This window comes from Nonomuraea sp. NPDC049400 (genome assembly GCF_044466425.1).
Lineage (GTDB): Bacteria > Actinomycetota > Actinomycetes > Streptosporangiales > Streptosporangiaceae > Nonomuraea.
Genome location: NZ_JBITMP010000041.1, coordinates 44,718 through 67,696 on the forward strand (window position 1 = coordinate 44,718; position 22,979 = coordinate 67,696).

Genomic DNA, 22,979 nt, shown 5'->3' on the forward strand with positions numbered 1-22,979 from the left:
GCGGGTTACGTTCCTATGAGCACCATCTCGGGATCTTCCACCCTCGACCTCGGATGGAGGCGCCACCATGCCGCTCACCTGCGGAAACGGCGTGAAGTTACGCATCGCCACAGTGATCGCGTTATCCCTGGCCATCGTCCTGCCGGGCACGCCCGCCCGGGCCGCCGCAGCACCGAACCTCTCCCTGGCGAACGTCAAGAACCACCTCTCCCAGCTCCAGTCCATCGCCACCGCGAACGGGGGCAACCGCGCGCACGGCCGCCCCGGCTACCTGGCCTCGGCCAACTACGTACGGGGTCAGCTGGACGCCGCCGGCTTCACCACCACCCTGCAGTCGTTCACCTACAACGGCGCCACCGGCTACAACGTCATAGCCGACTGGCCGGGCGGGGACCCCAACGACATCCTCATGGTCGGCGCGCACCTCGACAGCGTCGCCGCGGGACCCGGCATCAACGACAACGGCTCGGGCAGCGCGGCCATCCTGGAGACCGCCCTCGAAGTGTCCCGCCAGTCGCTCCAGCCGGCCAAGCACCTGCGCTTCGCCTGGTGGGGCGCGGAGGAGCTGGGGCTGCGCGGATCGCAGTTCTACGTGAACAACCTGCCGGCCGCCGACCGAGCGCGGATCAAGGGGTATCTGAACTTCGACATGGTCGGCTCCCCGAACCCCGGATACTTCGTGTACGACGGCGACAACTCGGACGGCACCGGCTCCGGCCCCGGCCCGGCCGGGTCTGCGCAGTTGGAGAAGGTCATCCAGGACTACTTCACGTCGATCGGCGTGCCGACCCGGGGCACCGACTTCGACGGCCGCTCGGACTACGGCCCGTTCATCGCGGTCGGCATCCCGGCGGGCGGCACGTTCACGGGCGCGGAGGGCATCAAGAGCTCGGCCCAGGCCACGCTGTGGGGCGGCACCGCCGGGCAGGCGTTCGACGTCTGCTACCACCGCTCCTGCGACACCATGTCCAACATCAACGACACCGCGCTCGACAGGAACGCCGACGCGATCGCGTACGCGGTGTGGACGGTCGCCACCGCCGTGCCGCCGGTCGTGGTCTGGCAGGACACGTTCGAGACGGCCACGGGGTGGACCGTCAACCCGTCAGGCACGGACACCGCCACCACCGGCCAGTGGGAGCGCGGCGACCCGGAGGCCACCACCTCCAGCGGCGCCAAGCAGCTCGGCACCACCGTGAGCGGCAGCAACGACCTGGTGACCGGCCGGCTCGCGGGCGCCTCGGCCGGCGACTACGACCTCGACGGCGGCGTCACCTCGATCCAGTCGCCGCCCATCACGCTCCCGTCCACCGGGCCGCTGAACCTGTCGCTGTCGTGGTACCTGGCCCACGGCTCGAACGCCTCCAGCGCCGACTACTTCCGGGTCCGGGTCGTCGGCACCACCACGACGACAGTGCTGAACCAGACGGGTGCGGCCGCCAACCGCAACGGCGCCTGGGCCACGGCCACCGCCAGCCTGAACGCGTTCGCGGGCCAGACGGTCCGCATCCTCATCGACGCCGCCGACGCCTCGGGCGCCTCCCTGGTCGAGGCGGGCGTGGACGACGTCAAGATCACCCGCTGACGCTCCGCGAGGCCGCGCCCTGCCATGGACGCGGCCTCGCCCTCCTGAGCCGGAGGATGGGTGTCAGCTGGCTGTCTTCGCGGCCAGCATCGCCGCCGTGGGAGCCGTTCTCGATGGGATGGAGCGGAGGTTGAAGGCGTACCGGGCGATCGAGTCCGCGATCGCGTCCGCGTCCACGTCCAGCGCCGTGTCGTTGATGTTGGCGATGGTGTCGCACGCCTGGTGGTAGCAGGCGTCGTACGCGACCCCCGCCGTGCCGCCGAACAGCGCCGCCTCCTCGGCCGTCTTGATCCCCTCGGCGCCCGTGAAGATCCCGCCCGCCGGAATCCCCACCGCGATGAACGGGCCGTAGTCGGAGCGCCCGTCGAAGTCGGTGCCGACGGTGGGCAACTGGCGCGAGCCGTAGAAGGCCTGGAACTGCTTCTCGATCTCGGCGGATCCGGGCGGCCCGGCCGGGGAGCCGACGTTGTCGGAGTTGTCCCCGTCGTACAGCTTGTACGCGTAGTTCGGCGAGGCCACCATGTCGAAGTTCAGGTACACCCGGATGCGGTCGCGCTGCGCCTCCGACAGGGAGTCGACGTACTGGTCGGATCCGAGCAGGCCGATCTCCTCGGCGGCCCAGAAGGCGAAGCGGACCTTGTTCTTCACCGGCAAGTGCGCCATCTCCTCGGCGACCTCCAGGATCGCGGCGCTGCCCGACCCGTTGTCGTTGATGCCGGGGCCCTCGTGGACGCTGTCGAGGTGGGCGCCGGCCATCACGACATTGCGCGGGTCACCGAAGCGGGACTCGGCGATCACGTTGTCGTTGGTGCCGAGCACGAGCTTGGCGTCGACCTTGAGCCGGACGGTCGCGCCGGGCGTGGCCGCCAGTTCGTTGCCGACGGCGAAGTCGGCGAACACCATCGGGACTCCGGCCCGCCACTCGCCGATGTCCAGCGGGTACGCCTCGGTCCGTCCCGGCTGGCCCTCGTTGAACACGATGATCCCGGACGCTCCGGCCCGACCCGCGTTGCGGATCTTCTGGGCGAAGGCGCAGGTGCCACGCTGGATGAGCGCGATCCGGCCGCGAACGAAACCGGCGAAGTCGGACTCTTCACAGCCGCTGGTCGAGCTGGGCGAAGGGCTCGGCGGCAGCGTCAGGTCCACGCCCTGGACCTGCGCGGTCACGTCGCCCGCCGGGGAGGGCTGGAAGGAGTAGAAGTCCTCGTTCGGCACGTACGTCTTCGAGCCGGGCGCGGTCAGGGCGAGCGTGGGCGGGGAGTTCTCGCTCCAGCTGTCGACGTAGTTGATCGGCTGGAGCGTGACCTTGTATCCGGCCTTGCGCAGCTTGTCCGCCACGTAGTCGCGGGAGGCGTTGTAACCGGGGGTGCCCGCGGCGCGGCTGCCGCCGTTGGCGTCGGCGATCGCCTGCAGGGCATTGAGGTGTTTCTTGACGTTCGTGCCCTTGACCTGCTTGACGAGCAGCCTGGAGAAGACGTCGTCCAGGCCGCCGGCGTTGGCCGGCGCGGCCATGGCCAGCGGCAAGGCGAGCGCTGTGATCAGCGCGATGGCGATTCGGCGCATAAAGGTCCCCCTACTGGACGGGAATGCGGCAGTTCCCCCGAGCCGCCAGGCGAACGTAACCCGGCCGACGATCAGTGAGAAGACCCACTAGTGCGTCAAAATCCGGACATATGCGGGTGAGCACCCGTCAGCTGGTCACTCGCCGCGACGGGCGCGGGCGCGCCGCTTGCCCTCGTGCATCGCCTGTACGCGGGCGACCGGGATCGTGTGCCCCTCCTCGACCAGGTCAGCGGGCAGCCGCTGCGGCTCCGGCATGAGCTCGGCCCAGGGGTCCGCCCCCTTGAGCAGCTCGGCCGCCGTGTGCACGGTGAAGTCGGCGGGCGCGACGTCCTCGATCGACTCCCAGGCCACCGGGAAGGACACGGGCGCGCCGGGACGCACGCGAGGACTGTACGCGGCCACCACCGTGGCCCCGCCCGCCCTGGTCGAGTCGATGAACACCTTGCCCGCGCGGTCCTCGCGGATGAACGCCGTGGTGGCCAGCGCCGGATCCAGCCGCTCGGCCCGCGCACCCAGCGCGCGGGTGGCCGCGGCCAGGTCCTCCACGCCGGTCCCCGCCACCACGGGCACGAACACGTGCACGCCCTTGGCCCCGCTGGTCTTCACCGCCCCCGCCAGCCCGGCGTCGGCCAGGGCCTGGCGCACCAGCAACGCCCCGCGTACGGCCAGCGAGAACGCGTCACTGCCCTCGGGCGGGTCGAGGTCGAGCACCATGTGGGTGGGATGGTCGCCGACGAAGAGCGCCGGGTGGTACTCCACGGCCCGCTGGTTGGCGAACCAGAGCAGCGTCCTCCTGTCGTTGCAGAGCGCGTACGTCACCTGCCTGCGTGACGCCTCGGCCCACACGGAGATCGACCTGACCCAGTCGGGGGCGTACTTGGGCAGGTTCTTCTGCATGAACGGCTCCTGCCCCGGCCGTACGCGGATGACCGAGAGCGCCCGGTCGCGCAGGGCCGGGATGATCCGGTCGCTGACCGCGTCGAGGTAGTCGACCAGGTCACGCTTGGTCGCCCCCGCTCCGTCGAAGAGCGGCTGGTCGAGGTTGCTGAGCGCGATCCCGTCGCGCGTCTCGTCGCTGGCCACGCCCTACCATGCCCATGACGCGCATCCGAGGTCAACAACAGGAGACCGATGACCCGCTACCTCTACCTCGCCCGCCACGGCGAGGCCACGCCGGACGAGAGCGGCCTCACGGAGAACGGCCGCCGGCAGGCCACGCTGCTCGGCGAGCGGCTGAAGGGCGTCCCCCTCTCAGCCATCCACCACGGGCCGCTGCCGAGGGCCGCCCAGACCGCTCGCCTGATCGCCGAGCAGCTCCCGGACGTACCCGTGCGTGTCTCCGAGGCCGCCGGAGACTTCGTCCCGTACGTACCGGCAAAGCAGGAGTTGCCCGCGCAGCACGCGGACCGGCTCCTGGGCTTCGTCGGCCAGTTCCCGGAGGACGGCGGCGCGCGGCTCGCCCGTGCGGCCGAAGAGCTGTTCACCGGCCCAGTGGAAGGCACTCGCCACGAGCTGGTCGTCACGCACAACTTCCTGATCGGCTGGCTCGTCCGTGCCGCGCTGAACGCCCCGGACTGGCGCTGGCTCGGCCTCAACCACTGCAACGCCGCCCTGACCGTCATCAGGTACGCGCAGGACCGCCCGTCCTCCGTCCTGCTCTTCAACGACATGGGCCACCTGCCCGCCGACCTGCGGTGGACAGGTTTCCCGCCGGAGCTACGCCTCTAGCATCTCCCGCTCCTCCCGGGTCGCGATGAGCCCGGCAGGGGCGCGGATCTTCGACTCCTCGAACGGCGCCTCCGTGGTCGGCAGCGGCTCACGCGACCTGATCGCCGTCACCCACACGCGCAGGGCGTCGAGGATCACGATGACGATCAGGACCGCGAACAGCGCGGCCAGGATCCCGTCCACGGTGGAGTTGACCACGATCTGCTCCATCGCGCCCTGGGTCTTGGCCGGCGCGAGCAGCTTCCCCTGGTCCAGCGCCGCCTGGTAGCGGTCGCGCTGGGCGAAGAAGCCGAGCGTGGGGTCGGCGGAGAACACCTTCTGGTAGCTCGCGGTCAGCGTCACCGCGACGTCCCACGCCAGCGGCACCCCCGTCACCCAGGCCCATTTCAGCCGGCCGCTCTTGATCAGCAGCGTCGTGGCCACGGTGAGCGCCACCGCGGCGAGCAACTGGTTGGCGATGCCGAAGAGCGGGAAGAGCTGGTTGATGCCGCCCAGCGGGTCGTTGACGCCCACGTACAGGAAGTATCCCCAGGCCGCCACGACGACGGCGCTGGCCGCCACCAGCCCGGGCCACCAGCTCACCTTGCCGATCGGCTTCCACAGGTTGCCCAGCGTGTCCTGCAGCATGAAGCGCCCCACCCGGGTGCCCGCGTCGACGGTGGTGAGGATGAACAGCGCCTCGAACATGATCGCGAAGTGGTACCAGAACGCCTGCAGCCCCGCTCCCCCGATGAACCCGGAGAAGATCTGCGAGATGCCCACGGCCAGCGTGGGCGCGCCGCCGGTGCGGGCGATCAGGGTCTGCTCCTGTACGGCCGCCGCAGCGGCCTGGAGCTGCTCCGGTGTGATCACGAAGCCCATGTCGCTGACGGCCTGGGAGGCACTTTGCACGGTGGCCCCGACGACGCCCGCCGGGGAGTTCATCGCGAAGTAGAGCCCAGGGGTCAGCACGCAGGCCGCGGTGATGGCCATGACCGCCACGAACGACTCCATGAGCATGGAGCCGTACCCGATCATCCGGACCTGGGTCTCCTTCTGGATCATCTTGGGGGTGGTGCCGGAGGAGATCAGCGAGTGGAAGCCCGACAGCGCCCCGCAGGCGATGATGATGAACACGAACGGGAACAACGACCCGGCGAACACCGGCCCCTTGCCGTTGAACGCGAAGTCCGTGAACGCCGTGGTCTTCAGCGTGGGCATCGTGACGGCGATCCCTATCGCGATCAGCACGATGGTGCCGATCTTCATGAACGTCGACAGGTAGTCGCGCGGCGCGAGCAGCATCCACACGGGCAGCACCGCGGCGACGAACCCGTACGCGATGAGCCACAGCGCCAGCGCCGACGGGCTCAGCGTGAAGAACGGCGCCCAGCTCGACTCCTGCACCCAGCCGCCGGCCACGATCGACAGCAGCAGGAGCACGACCCCGATCACGGTGGTCTCGACGACCCTGCCCGGCCGGATCACCCGCAGGTAGAAGCCCATGAACAGGGCGATCGGGATGGTCATGGCGATGGAGAAGACGCCCCACGGCGACTGGGCCAGGGCGTTGACCACGACCAGCGCCAGCACGGCCAGCAGGATGATCATGATGGCGAAGACCGCGATGAGCGCCGCCGCCCCGCCGATCGGCCCGATCTCCTCACGGGCCATCTGGCCGAGGCTCCTGCCGTTGCGCCGCATGGAGAAGAACAGGATCACCATGTCCTGGACGGCCCCGGCGAAGATCACGCCGGCGATGATCCAGATGGTGCCGGGGAGGTAGCCCATCTGAGCCGCCAGCACGGGCCCGACCAGCGGCCCCGCCCCGGCGATGGCGGCGAAGTGGTGACCGAACAGGATGCGCCGGTCGGTCGGCTGGTAGTCGATGCCGTTGTCGAGCCGCTCTGCCGGGGTGGCCCTGCGGTCGTCCGCGCCCAGCACCTTGCGGACGATGAAACGGGCGTAGAAACGGTAGGCGATGGCGTACGAGCCGAGTGCGGCGGCCAGCAGCCAGACCGCGTTGACGTTCTCTCCTCTGGACAGGGCGAGCACCGCCCACCCAGCGGCCCCGACGGCGGCGACCGCCGTCCAGATGATGATGGAACGCAGCTTCACCCGTTACCTCCCAGCAATGGGGCGACCCAGGCAGCAACGCAGCCCGGCGTCCGGCGGCAGATCGGTGGTGAAGTGCCGCCAGCGCCAGAGCGGACGGCAGTCGATCGTCACGGGAAGCTCGGCTAGATGCACCCAGGCGGTGGGATGGGCGTACGCCAGATCGGTCCCGAGGCTGCGGGCCCGCCGGGGGAGACGGGAGCGACGCAGCGGCCTGACCGAGAACTCCCCCGCGTCCGCGCAGCAGAGGCCGGTCACGTGCCAGTCGAAGAACACCACTTCTTCGTCGCGCAGCGCTTCACGGGCGGCACGCGTCAACGTGATACGGGACATCTGGGGCTCCTGAGGACCAGGCAGCTCAGAGATCAACGTCGGTTTTACCCGAAGTAGTTGCTTCCGAAACGTGGGCGCCGGTGCGGCACAACAAGTAGGAGTCACCGATTCTGACGGGGCTTCACCGGCGACCGGCCAGGCAGCAAACTGGTCCCTGCGGCCATCGCCCTGTGCTCCTTCGACGCGAACCGTGGCTCTTCGAAGGTGCGTCACGCGGTGGCCGTCACCATGTCCGCCATCAGCGCCGGCGTCGTGTCGGGAGAAAAATCCGCACGTGCTTCGGCGATCGATCGCCCCTGATCATGAACCGCTTGCCATCATGTGCACACACGAAGTGAGGCCCGGGCGGCCATGGCGAAGGTAGGAGTGCGTGAACGTAGAGGCAGAGATCCTCGACCTGAAACGCCGGGTGGAAGCTCTCGAGACGATCGTGCGCTCCGGCCCCGGCCCACGCCCCCACCACGTCATCCCGGCGCAGAGCGGCCCGCACAGGCCCGGACTGCCCGTCCACGCTTGCGAGAGGTCGATCGGCCTCGCCGAGCTGAAGGCCGAGATCGCGGACGTCCGCACGGAGGCGAGCCAGGACTTCGAGGCTCTCATCGTGGAGATCGCCGGTTTCCGCGCGCAGACGAACGAGAACTTCAAGTCCACCCAGTCCGAGATCATGGAGAAGTTCGACTCGCTCAGGTGCGAGATGATCGACCTCGCCCTCCGGCTCGATCGCCTGCTGGAGATCAACGGCACGTGAGCCCTTTGGCGTCTTTCATCCACCTTGTGAATGGAATGTCACAGACGCCATCATCGGCGCATGAACGCTGACGTCATCGTCGTCGGAGCCGGCCTGGCAGGCCTGGTGGCGACCTGTGAACTCACCGCCAGGGGCAAGAGGGTCGCCGTGGTCGACCAGGAGAGCGCGGCCAACCTGGGCGGCCAGGCATTCTGGTCCTTCGGCGGCCTGTTCCTGGTCGACTCGCCGCAGCAGCGGCGGATGGGCGTGAAGGACTCCTTCGACCTGGCCTGGAGCGACTGGCAGGGCAGCGCCCAGTTCGACCGCCTCGAGGACGAGGACTCCTGGGCCGTACGGTGGGCCCGCGCCTATGTCGAGTTCGCGTCCGGGGAGAAGCGTGCCTGGCTCGACCAGCTCGGCATCAAGCTGCTGCCCACCGTCGGCTGGGCCGAGCGCGGCGACCTGCGCGCTGACGGCCACGGCAACTCCGTGCCGCGATTCCACGTCACCTGGGGCACGGGTCCGGGCGTGCTGAGGCCGTTCGTCGGCGGGGTGCGGCAGGCGGCCGAGCGCGGGCTGGTCACCTTCTACCATCGCCACCGGGTCGACGGGCTGGTCATGAGCGGCGGCGCCGTACAAGGAGTGCGCGGCACGCTGCTCGCCGAGGACGGCTCGCCGCGCGGGGTCGCCTCCAACCGTGACGAGGTCGGCGAGTTCGAGCTCGCCGCGCCCGCGGTGATCGTCACGAGCGGCGGCATCGGCGGCAACCACGACCTGGTGCGCCGCTACTGGCCCGAGCGGATGGGCACCGCCCCGGAGAGCATGGTGACCGGCGTGCCCGCCTACGTCGACGGCCGCATGCTGGACATCAGCGCCGAGGCCGGGGCGCGGCTGGTCAACCGCGACCGCATGTGGCACTACACCGAGGGCCTGCGCAACTGGGACCCGATCTGGCCGGGCCACGGCATCCGGATCCTGCCAGGGCCCTCCTCCATGTGGTTCGACGCGGTGGGCCGGCGGCTGCCGGACCCCTGCCTGCCCGGCTACGACACGCTGGGCACCCTGCGCCACCTGCGCGGCACCGGCCACGACCACTCCTGGTTCGTGCTGACCCAGAAGATCATCGAGAAGGAGTTCGCGCTTTCGGGCTCCGAGCAGAACCCCGACATCACGAGCAACGACCGCAAGGCCTTCCTCCGTGAACGCCTGCTCGGCAAGGGCGCCCCCGGTCCGGTGGCGGCCTTCATGCGCAACGGCGCGGACTTCGTCGTGGCCGACACCTTGGCGGACCTGGTCGCCAAGATGAACCAGCTCACGATCGAGCCGCTGCTCGACGCCGAGCTCATGCGCCGCCAGATCGAGGCCCGCGACCTGCAGCTCGCCAACCCGTACAGCAAGGACTCCCAGATCCAGGGCATCCGCAACGCCCGCCGCTACCTCGGCGACCGGCTCGGGCGCACCTCCACGCCGCACCGGATCCTCGACCCGGCCGCCGGTCCCCTGGTCGGGGTCATGCTGCACGTGCTCACCCGGAAGACGCTCGGCGGCATCCAGACCGACCTCGACTCGCGCGCCCTGGGCCTGGACGGCCGGCCCGTCGACGGGCTGTTCGCGGCGGGAGAGATCGCCGGGTTCGGGGGTGGCGGGGTGCACGGCTACAACGCTCTCGAGGGCACCTTCCTGGGCGGCTGCCTCTTCTCCGGCCGCCAAGCCGGCCGCGCCGCCGCCGGCTGACCACCCTCGACACATCCGGCTGATCGCGCGGCCGGGCTCACGTTTGCCGCAGCAGCCGGGCCTCCACCTCCGGGTCGAGGCCGACGCTGGGGCGGTCCGGGCGCATCGGGGGCCGGCCGCCGATGCTCTGCAGCCACCGCCACGTGTCCGCCACCGTCTCCTCCAGCGGCCGGCATCGCAGGCCCGCCGCCACCGCCTTGGACACGTCGCCCCCGTGCATGAAGTCGTAGGACTCCCCCACCAGCCAGATCGGCAGGTCCGTCCACGGCTGCACGCCCGCCGCCAGGATCGGCTCGGCCGCCACCCAGCGCAGCTCGGCGTCGGATCCCGTCGCCTTCACGCACGCCTCCAGGACCTGCCCCATCGTCACGAACCCCGGCGGGCTCACCACGTTGAAAGCCCCGCCGACGCCGCGCCGGGCCGCCTCCAGGCACCAGATGGCCAGGTCGCGGGCGTCGATGTACTGCAGAGCGAGGTCCCTCGGCGCCGGGGCGAGCACCTGGCCGCCGCGGGCGATCCTGGTCAGCCACCACGGCAGGCGTCCGATGTTCTCGTACGGGCCGAGGATCAGGCCCGCGCGTGCCAGCAGCGCCCGCTCGCCGAAGGCCGCGACCGCGCCAAGCTCGGCTCCCGCCTTGTTCTTGGCGTAGTCGCCGTCTCCATCGTCCGCCGACGCCGCCACGACCGGGGCGCTCTCGTCCGCGCCGAACGGCACCGGCGGCGCGTAGACCGAGCGGCTGGAGACGTAGACGTAATGGCCTGCCCGCCCGGCCAGCAGCGACGCGGTGTCCCTGACCGCGGCCGGCGCCCACGACCAGGTGTCGATCACCACGTCCCACTCCCCGCGCTCCAGCGCCGCGAGCCCGCCGGGCGCCGTCCGGTCGCCACGCAACGCCGCCACACCGGCAGGCGGCTCGTGGCTGCCCCGGTTGAACGCCGTCACCTCCCAGCCCAGCGCCAGCGCCTCCTCGACGACCGCCCGCCCCACGAACTCCGTGCCACCCAGCACCAGCAGTTTCATGCCATCCACCTTGGCTCTCCGGCTCCCCGCGCGGTAGGTGTGCACGCCGTCAGCGGAATCGCCAGGAGCGAAAGCCTGAGGCCCTCACGCACAGCCATATTGCGATCGCCGTCCGAAGGGTAAATGTCACAGACAGTGACGCAGAGGGGGGATGGGATGGGATGGTGAGACGGCTCTTTCCGCGCTCGATCCGGGCGCGCCTGACCGCGGTCGCGACCTTGATAGCGGCACTGGTCTTCTGCGCCACGTCCGTCCTCACCCTCACCACGGTGCCGGACAACCTGCGGGGCGTCGAACACGCCAGGGTCGAGGTGGCCGTGCGGCGGGTCGCGGGTGAGGCGCGTACGGGAGAGCTGCCCCCGGTGCTGGAGCCCCCGACGCGCGTCCAGCTGCTGCGGGTGGTCTCGGCGGACGGGAAGGTGATCGCGAGCAGCCGCGGCGTCCCCGAGGAACTGCCCCTGACGAGCCTCCGCCCTGCCAAGCCCGAGACCGTCTACACCACCGAGCGCACCGTGTACCGGAGCCCGGACGAACCGGAGGCCCACTATCTGATCATGGCCCTCACGGTGCAGACGCCCCACGGCCCCGCCACCGTGTACGGGGCGTCCTCCCTGGCGGACGTCGATCGCGCCCTCATCTGGGTACATCTCCTGGTGTTCCTCGGCACTCCGCTCGTCCTGGTGTGCATCGCGGGCATCACCTGGATCACCGTGGGCTCCGCCCTGCGTCCCGTCGAACGCATCCGCGCCGAGATGGCCGAGATCACCGGCCAGGACCTCAGCAGGCGCGTGCCCGTACCCGACACCGGCGACGAGATCACCTACCTGGCCCTCACCACGAACGACACCCTCGACCGCCTCGAACGTTCGGCCGAGACGCAGCGCCGCTTCGTCGCCGACGCCTCGCACGAGCTGCGCAGCCCCATCTCCGCCCTGCGCGCCCAGCTGGAGGTGGCCCACGCCTACCCGGAGGAGACGGACTGGAAGATGACGGGCGAGCGGGCGCTGGCCGCCGCCGACCGGCTCGCCGGGATCATCGACGAGCTGCTGATGCTGGCCAGGCTGGACGCGGGCGCGGTCCCGGAGCGCCGCGTGGTGGACCTGGCCCAGGTGGCGCAGGACCAGATACGCCGCCGCGAAGGCTCCGACGTGCGCATCATCCCCGACCTGTGTGCCGGCGCCCCGGTCTTCGGCTCCCCCATGCAGCTCGACCGCCTCCTCACGAACCTGCTCGACAACGCCACCAGGCACGCCGCCACCAGGATCGACCTGGAGGTGGAGGTGGAAGGCGACAAGGTCGTCGTGACGGTGACCGACGACGGGGAGGGCATCCCGCCGCAGGACCGGGAGCGGGTCTTCGAACGGTTCACGCGCCTGGAGAGCGCCAGGGCCAAGGACAAGGGCGGCAGCGGCCTGGGCCTGCCGCTGTCGAGAGAGATCGCCACCGCCCACGGCGGCAGCCTCACCGTCGCCGACCACGCACCCGGCGCCCGCTTCGTGGTCGTCCTCCCCCTGTACGGGCCACCGTGACCGGCCGCTCCTACACTCCCTTGCATGGACCTGCGCCGGCTCGCCACCGAGATCGAATCCATTTCCAAGCAGTACGCGGAACGGCTCGGGATCGAGCGGGACGACACCTGGTTCCTCCTCAAGCTCCAGGAGGAGCTCGGGGAGCTGACGCAGGCGTTCCTCATGCGCACTGGCCGGGCCAGGACCAAGGGGCGCACGGCGGAGGAGCTCGAGCTCGACTTCCGCGCGGAGCTGGCCGACGTGCTCTGCCACGTGCTCCTCATGGCCCACCACCACGGGGTGGACCTGGAGACGGAGGTCGCACGGAAGTGGCTGGCCTGGAAAACGGAAGGTGAAAAGGAGGCCCGCCCGTAGAGCACCGGGCGGGCCGTGAACAAGGGTCAGTCGACGGCGGTGATGCGGTTGGTTGCGGGCGGGGCGATGGGGTTGTTCTTGCCGAGGTGGTCGACGAAGGCGTCGACGTCCAGCGGCCCGCTCCACAGGTCGGTACCGTCCTTGAAGGCGAGGAACGCGTCACCGCCGCCCACCAGGAAGTTGTTCGCCGCGACCCGGATGGACTGCGTGTCCGTCACCGGCACCCCGTCGATCTTCATGTCGGACACCTTGGCACCCCAGGCGGCGCTCCGGCTGTAGGTGTAGGTGAAGTTCGCCGAGGGCTGCAGGATCTTGGTGAACGCCTGGTTGTTGGGGCCGCCGGTGAACTGCTGCTCGAGCACCGTCTTGAGCTGGGCGCCCGTCAGCGTGACGACCTGCATGAGGTTGTTGAACGGCTGCACCGTGAAGGCCTCGCCGTACGTCACGACGCCGTCGCCCTCGTTGGCGGACGACGAGGCGTACGTGAGGGACGCCCGCACACCGCCCGGGTTCATCAGCGCGATCTGGGCGTTGCCGCCGGTCTTGGTGGCGGCGAGCTGGGCGTCGGCGATGAGGTCGCCGAGCGCGGACTCGCCGGAGGGCACGGCCACGTTCGTGATGTCGCTGCTGATCGTGCCGACGGGCTTGTTGGCGACGGGCGCGACGCGGTCCTTCCACGTCTGAACGAACGCGGAAATTTCGGGATCCGGGGTAACGGTTCGAGTCACGACGTGGTTGTCCGCCGCGACCGAAGCGCGGTCGATGTCGCGCGTCCTCACGTCCACGTTCAGGTCCACCTGCGTGATGACCCGCCCGAACGAGCCGCCCTGCGAGTAGACGCGGTCGTTGCCCGCCGGGTCCTTGACCTTGCACAGGTACGCCTGGTGCGAGTGCCCGCTGAGCACGATGTCGATCTCCGGGGCCACCTGCGTGGCGATGCGGTTGCCCGCCCCTGGGACGGCGCTGCACGCGTCGGGCGACTGTCCCGCGGTCACCTGGTCACCCTCGTGCACGAGCACGACCTGCGCCTTAACCCCGACCAGCTTCAGCAGTTTGGAGGCCACGTTGGCGGCCTTGACCTCGTCGACGAACTTGAGATCCTTGATCCCCTCGCCCGTCACGATGCTCGGCGTGGTCTGCGTGACCAGGCCGATGAAGCCGATCGGCACGCCGTTCATCCACTTGATGCTGACCGGCGGCAGCGCGGGCACGCCCCAGTCCGACAGCACCTGCTTGACCTGCGCCGAGCTCGAGCCGCCGAGCGCGGCGAGCGCGTCGGTCTTCTCGTCGGGGTTCTTGAACAGGACGTTGGCGCCCACGTAGTCGAACGCCGCGCCCTTCCACGTGCCGGCGGGCGAGCAGCCGTCCACCGGGTGGCAGCCGCCCTTCATGATCCGCCGCAGCTCGGTGTAGCCCTCGTCGAACTCGTGGTTGCCCACCGCGGCCACCTTGAGCCCCAGCTTGCCCAGGAACTCGACCGACGGCTCATCGTGGTAGGCCGCCGAGATCAGCGGCGTCGCCCCGATGAGGTCGCCCTGGGCCACGGCGATGGTGTTCTCGTCGGCCAGGGCCTTCATATGCGTGGCCACGTACGCGGCGCCACCGGCGTCGACGGTCTTGCCGTTCTCGTCCACCATGCGGCCGGAGGATCCGGTGGGGGGTTCGAGGTTGCCGTGGAAGTCGTTGAGCGCGAGCAGCCGGACGGGGACCGTCCTGGGAGCCTTGCTCGCGTCCGCCGGAAGGGTGGCGAGCATGACCGCACCCGAGGCGACGGCTCCGGCCAGCGTCAGCCGGAGGAATGAACGAGACGTCATGGCTCAAGACGTTACGGCGCGAACCTATGCGGCCAATGGCGCAAAGGTAACGATTTGCCAGGTTGTCACATGGCGTTATTTGCCAGTCATGCGCCTAGAGTTCGTTCTGTGAGTGCACACGTGAAGGTCAGGGAACGGCTCGATGACACCGAGATCGCCGCGGTGCTCGGCCTGGTCGAGGCGGCGACGGAGGCCGACGGCGTCCGCCCGCTCAACGAGCACGTGATGCTCCACCTCCGCTACGGCGGCGATCCGCAGGCCCGGTCCCTCCTGCTGGAGGCCGGCGGCACGCTGGCGGGCTACGCCCACGTCGATCCCACGGACGAGGTCGAGGGTCCGAGCGTGGAGCTCGTCGTCCACCCCGGCAGCCGCCGCCAGGGACACGGCACGCGCCTGCTGAGCTCCGTCATGGAGCTGACCGGCGGCAAGCCGCGCCTGTGGGCGCACGGCGACCACGTGGGAGCGGGGGCGCTGGCGGCCAAGTTCGGCTTCGAGCGGGTGCGCTCGCTCTGGCAGATGCGCCGCTCCCTCTTCGCGCCGCTCGCGTCTTTCGCCCTGCCCGATGGGGTACGCCTGCGCACGTTCGTACCCGGCCGGGACGAGGAGGCCTGGCTCAAGGTGAACTCCGCGGCCTTCGCCCACCACCCCGAGCAGGGCGCCTGGACGATGGACGACCTGCTCCGCCGCGAGCAGGAGCCGTGGTTCGACCCCGAGGGGTTCTTCCTGGCCGTCCGCGGCGACCGGCTCGCCGGCTTCCACTGGACGAAGATCCACGGCTCCTCGTCCCACGGCCACGAGCCCCTGGGGGAGGTCTACGTCGTGGGCATCGATCCCACGCAGCAGGGCACGGGCCTGGGCAAGGCGCTCACCCTCGCCGGGCTGAGCCACCTGCGCTCGCGCGGCCTCGCCCAGGCGATGCTGTACGTGGACGAGGCCAACACGGCGGCGATCAGGCTGTACGAGTCCCTCGGCTTCAACCGCTGGGACGTGGACGTGATGTACAGCCCTACGGGAGACAGGTGATGTACGGCCGCGGCCCTACGGGAGATACGTGATGTCCAGCCGGCCCTACTCCACTATCGCGTGAAGGGCGAAGTAGGACAGGGCGGCGACCAGAGCAGCGGCCGGAATGGTCAGGATCCATGCGGTCACGATGTTCCCGGCGACCCCCCACCGCACGGCGCTGAGCCGCTTGGTGGCTCCCACGCCCATGATCGCTGAGGTGATCGTGTGCGTGGTGGAGATCGGCGCCCCGAACCCGATGGCGGCCCCGTACAGGACGGTCGCCGCCGCCGACTCCGCGGCGAAGCCCTGTGGCGGGTCCAGCGCGATGATGCGCCGCCCCAGCGTACGCATGATGCGCCAGCCACCTGCGTACGTACCGAGCGAGATCGCCCCGGCGGCGGCCAGGATGACCCACTGCGGGATCGGATCGGTCGGGTCGGCGAAGCCGCCCACGGTGAGCGCCAGGAAGATGACACCCATGGTCTTCTGCGCGTCCTGCAGCCCGTGCCCGAGCGCCATGGCGGCGGCCGAGACGGTCTGCGCGTAGCGGAAGCCCCGGTTGGTCTTGCCCGGCTGGCTGTTGCGGAAGATCCAGTAAATTGCGATCATGATCAGAGCCGCCAGCGTGAACCCGACCAGCGGCGACAGCACCATCGGGATGACGACCTTCTCGACGACGCCGCCCCAGTGCACCACACTGGCCGAGGCCAGCGCGGCGCCCACCAGGCCGCCGATGAGCGCGTGGCTGGAGGAGGACGGCAGTCCGAAGTACCAAGTGATCAGGTTCCAGGCGATCGCACCGATGAGCGCCGAGGCCACGACGACCAGGCCGTGAGGGCCGTCCGGAGCGTCGATGATCCCCTTGCCGACCGTCTGAGCGACCTGGGTGCCCAGGTGGGCGCCGATGAAGTTCATGGCCGCGGCCATGAACAGCGCGGCTCTGGGGGTCAGTGCCCTGGTCGAGACGGAGGTAGCGATGGCGTTCGCCGCATCGTGGAACCCGTTGGTGTAGTCGAAGATCAGTGAGACGACGACCACGCCGATGACGAGGGCGAGCGTGAGGTCCACAGGGCTTAGCTTTCCTTGACCGCGATCGACTCGACGGTGTTGGCCACGTGCTCGAAGGCGTCGGCCGCCTCTTCCAGCGCGTCGACGACCTCCTTCATCTTCATCACGGTGAGCGCGTCGTACTCCCCGCTGAACAGCTTGGCCAGCAGCCTGCGGTAAACCTGGTCGCCCTGGTTCTCGAGGCGGTTGACCTCGATCCAGTATTCGTTGAGGTTCTTCATGGACCGCAGCCGCGGCATGGCCTCGGCCGTCAGCTCGGCGGCCCGCTCGAGCACCTCGACCTGCCTGACCACGTCTTTCGGCAGATGGTCGAGCTGATACAGCACGATGAGGTCGGAGGCGGCCTCCATGGCGTCCATCACGTCGTCGAGGTTGGACGCGAGGCGGTAGATGTCCTCGCGGTCGAACGGAGTGATGAAGCTCTCGTTGAGCCGGTTCATGATCGCATGGGTGCGCTCATCACCGGCGTGCTCGCAAGCACGCATCTTCTCGGCCAGGGACTCCCTGTCCGAGCCGTCGCTGATGATCTCAACTAGCAGACGGGACGCGGTGACCAGATTGTTCGCGGAGTCCGCGAACAGGTCGTAGTAGCTGTCCTCACGTGGCGTGAGACGCAGGCGCACGTCGTTCTCCAGATGTGCGGGGATGGTCCGTGTAGAGGGTACGGGTTACCAGGCGAAATGCGAACTTCATGTCCCCTTCTCCTTCTGGCTACCCCGCGTATGTTGTACGACACCGGCACAGAGCGTACTTTGAGATCTTTTTTTGCCTTACCGGGGGGAGCCCTATCAGACCTTGGTCCGGTGAAAGTTCCTGAACGACCGCGACGGCGTGGGCCCACGCTGCCCTTGATACCGCGACTCGTACTTGGCCGACCCGTAGGGATGCTCGGCGGGCGAGCTGAGCCGGAACACGCACAACTGCCCGATCTTCATCCCCGGCCAGAGCTTGATCGGCAACGTGGCCACGTTCGACAACTCCAACGTGACGTGCCCGCTGAACCCGGGATCGATGAACCCCGCCGTCGAATGCGTCAGCAGCCCCAGCCGCCCGAGCGAACTCTTCCCCTCCAGCCGCGACGCGAGATGGTCCGGCAACGTGATCACCTCGTAGGTGGAGGCCAGCACGAACTCACCCGGGTGCAGGATGAACGGCTCGTCCCCATCGGGCTCGACCATCCGCGTAAGATCCGGCTGCTCCACGGACGGGTCGATGTGGGGGTAACGATGGTTCTCGAACACCCTGAAGAAGCGGTCCAGCCGTACGTCGATGCTGGAGGGCTGGATCATCTCCTGCTCGAAGGGATCGAGCGCAAGCCGCCCGGCGTCGATCTCAGCAAGGATGTCACGGTCAGATAGCAGCACGGTGAGCAACTTACCGCCCGGCCGGAAACCGTGCGGGGTCGGGATTGCTGTTGCACGCCAAGTTTCCGCTACAGTAGGGGTCGCGGCTTCGGAGTTGGGGTCGTACGCGGGTGTAGTTCAATGGCAGAACATCAGCTTCCCAAGCTGACAGCGCGGGTTCGATTCCCGTCACCCGCTCCAACTGTGAAAGCCCAGGTAGACCGATGGATTCGGTACCTGGGCTTTGATCTTGTGTGGGGTTATTGATCTCTGCGTGCCATTAGCGTGCCATTAGGGTTCGTGGTCATCCGTAGGGACCAGCAGGCCAGGCGGATTGTCGTCATCATCGTCGCGTGCCCGTTCATGCCCGATGAGGTGTTTATCGATCGCTTCAGTGATCAGCTTGTCGGCTCCCCGGACGGCGTGCTGATAGATCATCGCGGCCCGGACATTGTCGTGCCCCATGCGCGCCATGAGGTCCTTGAGACCCGCGCCCGAGTCCGCCGCGATCATGTTTCCCGTGTGTCGGAGATCATGGAAGTGCAGCTCCGGAACGCCGATCGCCCGCACGGCCTCAATCCATCCGGCGAGCTTGTTGAACCCGCTCCGACACATCGGGCCACCCTTGATCCCGGCGAAGATCAGCGCTCCCGCCTCGGGCTTCACGTAGAGCCGCAGGTGTTCCCTCAGAGCCGGAATGATCGCTTGCGGGATGCCGACGATGCGCCTGCCAGCCTTGGATTTGGGTGGACCGAGAACCAGCTCGCCAGTGGAGCGTTCCACATAGGCCAGGCGCACGCGGACCGTACCCGTGTCGAGGTCGAGATCTGATCGGGTCAGTGCGGTGATCTCGCCCCACCGCAGGCTCGCAAACGTCGCCAGGAGCACGAAGGCCCGGTAGCGGCGATCGTGCGTGCAGTCAGCCTGCCCCGGTGTCGATCATCCGCCGCAGCGCCCGCTCGGCTTCTGCTCGCGTCGGGAAGACCTCCGGGTAGGTCCGCATCTCACCATGCCTCTGGAATCGGATGCGATGTCCTTCGCCTCTCTTGAGCCCCCGGATGCTGCCCACTGGTCGGCGCCCAACCTTGTCCGCCAGCTCGAAGACCTGCCCCACGGAGAGGACCGGTCGCTCTTCGGCATGCTCGTCGCCGGCCCCGCGGATCCTGCACGGGTTGCGGGGGATGATCCCGTCGTCCTCGGCCGCCGTCATGAGCACGGCCCGCAGCAGCCGGTACGCCTTGGCCGCCATGCTCACGGAGACGCCCTTGCCGAGCAGGTCCGCCCGCCACTGCCGAATCATCGCCGTGGAGAGCTTCCCGAGCGAGACGTTGCCGAGATACGGCGTGATGTGCTTCTTGAGCAGCCAGCGGTACAGGTCCACCGTCCGAGGACGGAGGCCAGGGCGCTGGTCGATCCAGGTTGCCGAATAATCGGCGAGCTTGATCTTGGCGCGCTCGGGGTCGGTCCATGTTCCAGCGAGAATCCGCCCCTCGATCAGGGTGAGCGCCCGGTCCGCGTCGCCCTTGCGCTCGTAGGTCTCCTCGCCGGTCCGCATGCGCCCGTCGGGTCCGGGATAGCGGATCTGGAACCGCCCCGAGGGCAGCTTGCGGATGTTGCCGAAACGGCGGTGGTTGTCCTTGTTCGCCATCAGGCGGCCCTCCCGGTTGCGTCGAAGGTCGTCATGGGCGCGACGGTCCCGGCGACGACGAAGGCGATCAGTGCGGACTCACGGATGCGGACGTGCCGTCCGACCTTCACGAACTCGATCCGGCGTTCGGCGATCAGTCGGCGGACGAAGCGCACCGAGGTGCTGAGCAGTTCGGCCGCTTCCGGGACGGTGAACAGTTGGTCCAAGATCTCCTCCTCTCAGGCTGCCTGCGGATTTGCCGAAAGACTCTGCTCTTCGAGCTGTCTCAGGTGGGCGCGCCATCGCTGCCGTTCGGCGATGGATCGGAGGAGCCGGACTCCGATCGGTGCGACATCGGGATCGCCCGGTCTGACGGGCTGCCAGACGTACCGGTGCGGGTCGGTGGGCTCGTCGGCCTGGCCGAGAGCTTCCAGAACCCAGGTCCGGCGGTCCTGCTTGTGTTCAGCGAGCGACTTGTTGCTCCACTTCCGGGAGACGAGGACACGGCGACCGGCGTAGCCAAGGTGTTCCGGCTTGTGCGCCTTGGACTTGCACCGGCCAGGCACCATTCCCGACTTGACGCTCTTGGGCTGCACGCCGTATCGCAGCCAGTTCGGGCAGGTCGGCGAGCACGGCTCGTAGCGCAGGGCATCGACGAAGCGGGCCGCGTGCTCCCGCTGGGCCTGACCGTCCAAGGTCTCGCCGAGACTCTTCGTGAGGTACTTGGACAGGTACCGGATGCACTGATCGGCGTCCGGCGACCCGGCGAGCACGCCTTTCACGTCCACCTGATCGCCAAAACGGATCACGTGCATGGGCTCGTCCCCGAGTTGGTCGAGGGCTTCGTCCCAGGTGGGCAGGACCTCGCCCGTGTCAGGGTCTGCGTAACCGATGCCGTCGTTCCAGACAGGCAGGTGGTCACCCTCGAAGCGCGCTTCATCCGCCTGAGGCCACCAGATCTGGTGATAGGTCGCCGCCGCGATCTGCTTCATCTCGGCGCGCGGCAAGGTGCCTCGGACGGCCATGTGCAGATGCGGGGCAAGCCGCTTCTGAGGTTCCACCGTGGCGAAGTACTGTACGTCGTAGCCAGCGACCCGGCGAAGGTTCTGCACGAACCGGTCCACGAGCTTGGAGAAGTGCAGCGCGTCACGGGCCGCCCGAACGTAGTCGTACGCGTCCGGATCGATGGGAGCGCCGTTCATGACCTTGCCGTAGCTCGGCAGGGTCAGCGTGACGAACAGCGAAGGCCGATAGGTCCTGCCGTCCGCTGCCTCGAAGGTCCGGCCCAGGGTCGTGCTGGCCATCTTTCGCTTGGGCAGGTCTGGCGCGTCCTGGCGGCGCTTCGTCGAACGGACCCGCTTGGACGCCGTACGCCCCAGCACATTGCCGCGCATCCCGGCCTCGTTGATCTCGATGTCGAGCCCGGTGAGCACGGCGTCCAAGTCTGAGGTGTCGCCGCCGGCCTTCTCCTCCTCATCGCGCTTTGCCTGCATGTCGGCCCGGAACTCGATGAGCCAGCGCTGTCCATCGGTCGGCTCGTCGGGCGTGATGATCGGCTCCTCATCCAGGTGCCAGCCCTCGCGGCACTGCGCCATCCGGAGCTGCCGGTTGCGCTTGGCGCACGGAGGACACTTGCTCTCCTGCGGCGAGCCGCACGGGACACGACCTCTGACTTTCCGGTCGTCATGTCGAGCCGCTTGAGCGCCACGGGCCGGATGCAGACGCCGTGAAGCTTGGCGATCTCCTCGGCCACGTCGCGGGCGAGCGGTTGAGCCATGCGGACAGCGCGCGGAGTCTTGCGGTCGGTCAATGGACCTCCTCTCCGATCTCGGGGAACGTGAGCGCGGTCTGTCCGCACTCGGAGCACTCGACCAGGCCACGCATCGCGTCGAGCCAGAGGACATTCAGCGCACCGCACGAAGCGCAGCGCAGGCCGTCGAGGAAGTGAGCCAGCGTCATCGGGCCTCACCGACCATCGCGCGGATGTCGTCGTCGGAGACGTACGCCGCCCGGACGCGAACCGGGTCAGGGCTGGTCTCCAGTCGCACGTATCCGACGCCCGCCCCCCCCGCTCGGAACGAGAAGAGATCAGGTCGGCCAGCGCGCCGCGATCTCTTGCCCCGTCGCCGAGCACCATGTCCACTTGCTCCGACTCGTCCAGCCGCAGAGCGATCTTGCCCGGGAAGAGGTTGCGGATGTTCATGACCTCCTTGCGAGGGTCCTGGAGAGCCGCCAGGACGCCCACGCCGACCGCCCGTCCCTGGGTGGTCAGCGTGGCCAGGGCAGCCGAGATGAGCTGCCTGAGCTGCTTGTCGGACTGGTACGCGGTCAGGAACGCCACCTCGTCGACCACGACCAGGACGAAGGGGTCGTCGAGTGTCGGTGTGTGCGACCGCTGCACCCCAGCGAAACGAGCCGCCCGCTTCTGCATAACGGTCACGGCCTCGTCCAGCAGATCCGCGCAGTCAGCGGGATCAGCCGCGTACCGGCCGTTGAAGAGCGGCCTGCCGTACGACAGCTCCATCAGCTTCGGATCGAGCGCCCAGACCTCCACCAGGCCCGCCCGCATGGCCGGCAAGAGCCCGCGGATCGCTGACCAGATGATCGAGCCCTTGCCCGCCCCTGTGGCACCAGCGACCAGGACGTGAGTCCCGTGCAGCCGGAGCCGCCAGGGTGAGCCGTCCTCTTGCTTGCCGATCTCGATCGGCCCCACAGTCGGTATTTCTGAGACAGGAAGCGCCGGTATGGCTGTGGCCAGTTGATCATGGCGTGGAAAGGTCAGCACGAGCCGGCCGGACTTGGCCACCGAGACCCGGCATGTCTCCGAGCCGAAGCCATGGGAAAGGTGCTCGATCCTGTCGGCCCAGTCCTTGACCGCTTGGCCGTCGAGCATGCGGACGGTGACCTGATCGGACCACGAGTCGCACGTGACCTTGACCAGCCGTGGAACGTACTCCCGTCCGCGTATGCACCGAGCCAGGCCGGATACGGTCATGACCGGTCGCCACCGTCGCCGGTAGATCCAGAACCAGCGAACGAAGGCGACCAGCCGCCAGCCGACACATCGCACGAACCGCGGCCTGTCGAGGAACGCCCAGGCGCCCAGGCCGACCAGTGCAGGCATGACAACCAGCAGAGCGACGCGCCAGCCGTACGCCCAGCAAAAGGCACCGGGAACGGCGGTGACGGCCATCGCCACGGGATGCCGCCAGACGAGACGACCGAGACCGGCGACGAACCGGGCAACGAAGATGGTGAGAGTGATGATGGCCGGGGTCTGGACCACGACCGGTTTGAAGACCACCGCCGTGTCAGGGGTGGTGGAGACGATGCGGTGCGGCTCATCGCCGGGCATCCTCTTGAACATTAGGGTGAAGTCCTTTCGAACATGTCGCGTGTGTGAGGAAGATCGAGGGGCCGCCGGAAGTTGCCGCTTCCTGCGGCCCCGCTAGCG

Annotated in this window: 20 protein-coding genes, 1 tRNA gene and 2 pseudogenes; 8 read left to right on the plus strand and 15 right to left on the minus strand. The window is 68.8% G+C overall.

From position 1 onward, the window contains the following. Positions 1 to 91: 91 nt before the first annotated feature. Positions 92 to 1,585 carry a M28 family metallopeptidase gene (locus ACIBVN_RS43605; RefSeq protein WP_397146176.1) on the plus strand — a complete coding sequence of 498 codons (1,494 nt, stop codon included), beginning with the start codon at positions 92 to 94 and terminating at the stop codon, positions 1,583 to 1,585. 63 nt (positions 1,586 to 1,648) lie between these two features. On the opposite strand, the gene ACIBVN_RS43610 is transcribed toward ACIBVN_RS43605, so the two are convergent. Then, positions 1,649 to 3,148 carry a M20/M25/M40 family metallo-hydrolase gene (locus ACIBVN_RS43610; RefSeq protein ID WP_397146177.1) on the minus strand — a complete coding sequence of 500 codons (1,500 nt, stop codon included), beginning with the start codon at positions 3,146 to 3,148 and terminating at the stop codon, positions 1,649 to 1,651. A 135-nt stretch (positions 3,149 to 3,283) separates the two neighbouring features. Further along, positions 3,284 to 4,231 (minus strand): DNA polymerase domain-containing protein, encoded by a 948-nt coding sequence (locus ACIBVN_RS43615; RefSeq protein ID WP_397146178.1) that lies wholly within the window; start codon positions 4,229 to 4,231, stop codon positions 3,284 to 3,286. A 48-nt stretch (positions 4,232 to 4,279) separates the two neighbouring features. Between ACIBVN_RS43615 and ACIBVN_RS43620 the strand changes: the two genes are divergently transcribed. Next, positions 4,280 to 4,876 carry a histidine phosphatase family protein gene (locus tag ACIBVN_RS43620; protein ID WP_397146179.1) on the plus strand — a complete coding sequence of 199 codons (597 nt, stop codon included), beginning with the start codon at positions 4,280 to 4,282 and terminating at the stop codon, positions 4,874 to 4,876. Here ACIBVN_RS43620 and ACIBVN_RS43625 read toward each other — a convergent pair. Both ACIBVN_RS43625 and ACIBVN_RS43630 read right to left on the minus strand, forming a co-directional pair. After that, complete coding sequence (locus ACIBVN_RS43625; RefSeq protein ID WP_397146180.1) at positions 4,865 to 6,973, minus strand: carbon starvation CstA family protein; 2,109 nt, start codon at positions 6,971 to 6,973, stop codon at positions 4,865 to 4,867. The genes ACIBVN_RS43620 and ACIBVN_RS43625 overlap by 12 nt on opposite strands. Before the next feature lie 3 nt (positions 6,974 to 6,976). Continuing rightward, on the minus strand, positions 6,977 to 7,303 hold the full coding sequence (locus ACIBVN_RS43630) for a hypothetical protein (protein ID WP_397146181.1): 327 nt from the start codon (positions 7,301 to 7,303) through the stop codon (positions 6,977 to 6,979). A 370-nt stretch (positions 7,304 to 7,673) separates the two neighbouring features. On the opposite strand from ACIBVN_RS43630, the gene ACIBVN_RS43635 reads away from it, so the two are divergent. Both ACIBVN_RS43635 and ACIBVN_RS43640 read left to right on the plus strand, forming a co-directional pair. After that, entirely contained in the window at positions 7,674 to 8,051 is a 378-nt protein-coding gene (locus ACIBVN_RS43635; protein WP_397146182.1) for a hypothetical protein, read from the plus strand. A gap of 60 nt (positions 8,052 to 8,111) precedes the next feature. Further along, positions 8,112 to 9,764 (plus strand): FAD-binding dehydrogenase, encoded by a 1,653-nt coding sequence (locus ACIBVN_RS43640; RefSeq protein WP_397146183.1) that lies wholly within the window; start codon positions 8,112 to 8,114, stop codon positions 9,762 to 9,764. A 37-nt stretch (positions 9,765 to 9,801) separates the two neighbouring features. Here the strand turns inward: ACIBVN_RS43640 and ACIBVN_RS43645 are convergent, their stop codons facing one another. Then, positions 9,802 to 10,785, minus strand: a complete 984-nt coding sequence (locus ACIBVN_RS43645; protein WP_397146184.1) for an NAD-dependent epimerase/dehydratase family protein — start codon at positions 10,783 to 10,785, stop codon at positions 9,802 to 9,804. 161 nt (positions 10,786 to 10,946) lie between these two features. On the opposite strand from ACIBVN_RS43645, the gene ACIBVN_RS43650 reads away from it, so the two are divergent. Then, the gene (locus tag ACIBVN_RS43650) at positions 10,947 to 12,314 is read left to right on the plus strand and encodes a sensor histidine kinase (protein ID WP_397146185.1); all 1,368 of its coding nucleotides are present in this window, start codon (positions 10,947 to 10,949) and stop codon (positions 12,312 to 12,314) included. 24 nt (positions 12,315 to 12,338) lie between these two features. Further along, positions 12,339 to 12,668, plus strand: coding sequence for a pyrophosphatase (locus ACIBVN_RS43655; RefSeq protein WP_397146186.1), 330 nt, complete (start codon positions 12,339 to 12,341; stop codon positions 12,666 to 12,668). Positions 12,669 to 12,694: 26 nt separating this feature from the next. On the opposite strand, the gene ACIBVN_RS43660 is transcribed toward ACIBVN_RS43655, so the two are convergent. After that, on the minus strand, positions 12,695 to 14,482 hold the full coding sequence (locus ACIBVN_RS43660) for a bifunctional metallophosphatase/5'-nucleotidase (RefSeq protein WP_397146187.1): 1,788 nt from the start codon (positions 14,480 to 14,482) through the stop codon (positions 12,695 to 12,697). A gap of 108 nt (positions 14,483 to 14,590) precedes the next feature. Between ACIBVN_RS43660 and mshD the strand changes: the two genes are divergently transcribed. After that, complete coding sequence (gene mshD, locus ACIBVN_RS43665; RefSeq protein WP_397146188.1) at positions 14,591 to 15,505, plus strand: mycothiol synthase; 915 nt, start codon at positions 14,591 to 14,593, stop codon at positions 15,503 to 15,505. Between the two features lie 45 nt (positions 15,506 to 15,550). Here the strand turns inward: mshD and ACIBVN_RS43670 are convergent, their stop codons facing one another. From ACIBVN_RS43670 to dcd, 3 genes are all read right to left on the minus strand, one after another. Next, positions 15,551 to 16,555 (minus strand): anion permease, encoded by a 1,005-nt coding sequence (locus tag ACIBVN_RS43670; protein WP_397146189.1) that lies wholly within the window; start codon positions 16,553 to 16,555, stop codon positions 15,551 to 15,553. Positions 16,556 to 16,560: 5 nt separating this feature from the next. Continuing rightward, complete coding sequence (locus ACIBVN_RS43675) at positions 16,561 to 17,178, minus strand: DUF47 family protein (protein ID WP_344496488.1); 618 nt, start codon at positions 17,176 to 17,178, stop codon at positions 16,561 to 16,563. Between the two features lie 165 nt (positions 17,179 to 17,343). Beyond that, on the minus strand, positions 17,344 to 17,919 hold the full coding sequence (dcd, locus tag ACIBVN_RS43680) for a dCTP deaminase (protein ID WP_349446505.1): 576 nt from the start codon (positions 17,917 to 17,919) through the stop codon (positions 17,344 to 17,346). 106 nt (positions 17,920 to 18,025) lie between these two features. Here dcd and ACIBVN_RS43685 point away from each other — a divergent pair. Continuing rightward, positions 18,026 to 18,099, plus strand: a tRNA-Gly gene (locus ACIBVN_RS43685). Positions 18,100 to 18,189: 90 nt separating this feature from the next. Here ACIBVN_RS43685 and ACIBVN_RS43690 read toward each other — a convergent pair. The 6 genes and pseudogenes from ACIBVN_RS43690 to ACIBVN_RS43715 all read right to left on the minus strand — a co-directional run. Beyond that, positions 18,190 to 18,798 (minus strand): annotated as a pseudogene (locus ACIBVN_RS43690) (tyrosine-type recombinase/integrase); the annotation flags it as partial. Between the two features lie 19 nt (positions 18,799 to 18,817). Next, positions 18,818 to 19,546, minus strand: coding sequence for a hypothetical protein (locus tag ACIBVN_RS43695; RefSeq protein ID WP_397146190.1), 729 nt, complete (start codon positions 19,544 to 19,546; stop codon positions 18,818 to 18,820). Continuing rightward, positions 19,546 to 19,752, minus strand: a complete 207-nt coding sequence (locus ACIBVN_RS43700; RefSeq protein ID WP_225271124.1) for a helix-turn-helix domain-containing protein — start codon at positions 19,750 to 19,752, stop codon at positions 19,546 to 19,548. Before ACIBVN_RS43700 ends, ACIBVN_RS43695 begins: the two co-directional genes overlap by 1 nt. Positions 19,753 to 19,764: 12 nt before the next feature. Further along, the gene (locus tag ACIBVN_RS43705) at positions 19,765 to 21,405 is read right to left on the minus strand and encodes a replication initiator (RefSeq protein ID WP_397146230.1); all 1,641 of its coding nucleotides are present in this window, start codon (positions 21,403 to 21,405) and stop codon (positions 19,765 to 19,767) included. Further along, the gene (locus tag ACIBVN_RS43710; protein WP_397146232.1) at positions 21,332 to 21,484 is read right to left on the minus strand and encodes a hypothetical protein; all 153 of its coding nucleotides are present in this window, start codon (positions 21,482 to 21,484) and stop codon (positions 21,332 to 21,334) included. Before ACIBVN_RS43710 ends, ACIBVN_RS43705 begins: the two co-directional genes overlap by 74 nt. 502 nt (positions 21,485 to 21,986) lie before the next feature. Beyond that, positions 21,987 to 22,892, minus strand: a pseudogene (locus tag ACIBVN_RS43715) (FtsK/SpoIIIE domain-containing protein); the annotation flags it as partial. Between the last annotated feature and the right edge of the window lie 87 nt (positions 22,893 to 22,979).

Coding starts and splice junctions, on each gene's coding strand:
- ACIBVN_RS43620 (WP_397146179.1), top strand. CDS start 4,280: ATGACCCGCTACCTCTACCTCGCCCGCCACGGCGAGGCCACGCCGGAC.
- ACIBVN_RS43650 (WP_397146185.1), top strand. CDS start 10,947: ATGGTGAGACGGCTCTTTCCGCGCTCGATCCGGGCGCGCCTGACCGCG.
- ACIBVN_RS43710 (WP_397146232.1), bottom strand. CDS start 21,484: ATGACGCTGGCTCACTTCCTCGACGGCCTGCGCTGCGCTTCGTGCGGT.
- ACIBVN_RS43660 (WP_397146187.1), bottom strand. CDS start 14,482: ATGACGTCTCGTTCATTCCTCCGGCTGACGCTGGCCGGAGCCGTCGCC.
- ACIBVN_RS43610 (WP_397146177.1), bottom strand. CDS start 3,148: ATGCGCCGAATCGCCATCGCGCTGATCACAGCGCTCGCCTTGCCGCTG.
- ACIBVN_RS43630 (WP_397146181.1), bottom strand. CDS start 7,303: ATGTCCCGTATCACGTTGACGCGTGCCGCCCGTGAAGCGCTGCGCGAC.
- ACIBVN_RS43645 (WP_397146184.1), bottom strand. CDS start 10,785: ATGAAACTGCTGGTGCTGGGTGGCACGGAGTTCGTGGGGCGGGCGGTC.
- ACIBVN_RS43640 (WP_397146183.1), top strand. CDS start 8,112: ATGAACGCTGACGTCATCGTCGTCGGAGCCGGCCTGGCAGGCCTGGTG.
- ACIBVN_RS43695 (WP_397146190.1), bottom strand. CDS start 19,546: ATGGCGAACAAGGACAACCACCGCCGTTTCGGCAACATCCGCAAGCTG.
- ACIBVN_RS43655 (WP_397146186.1), top strand. CDS start 12,339: ATGGACCTGCGCCGGCTCGCCACCGAGATCGAATCCATTTCCAAGCAG.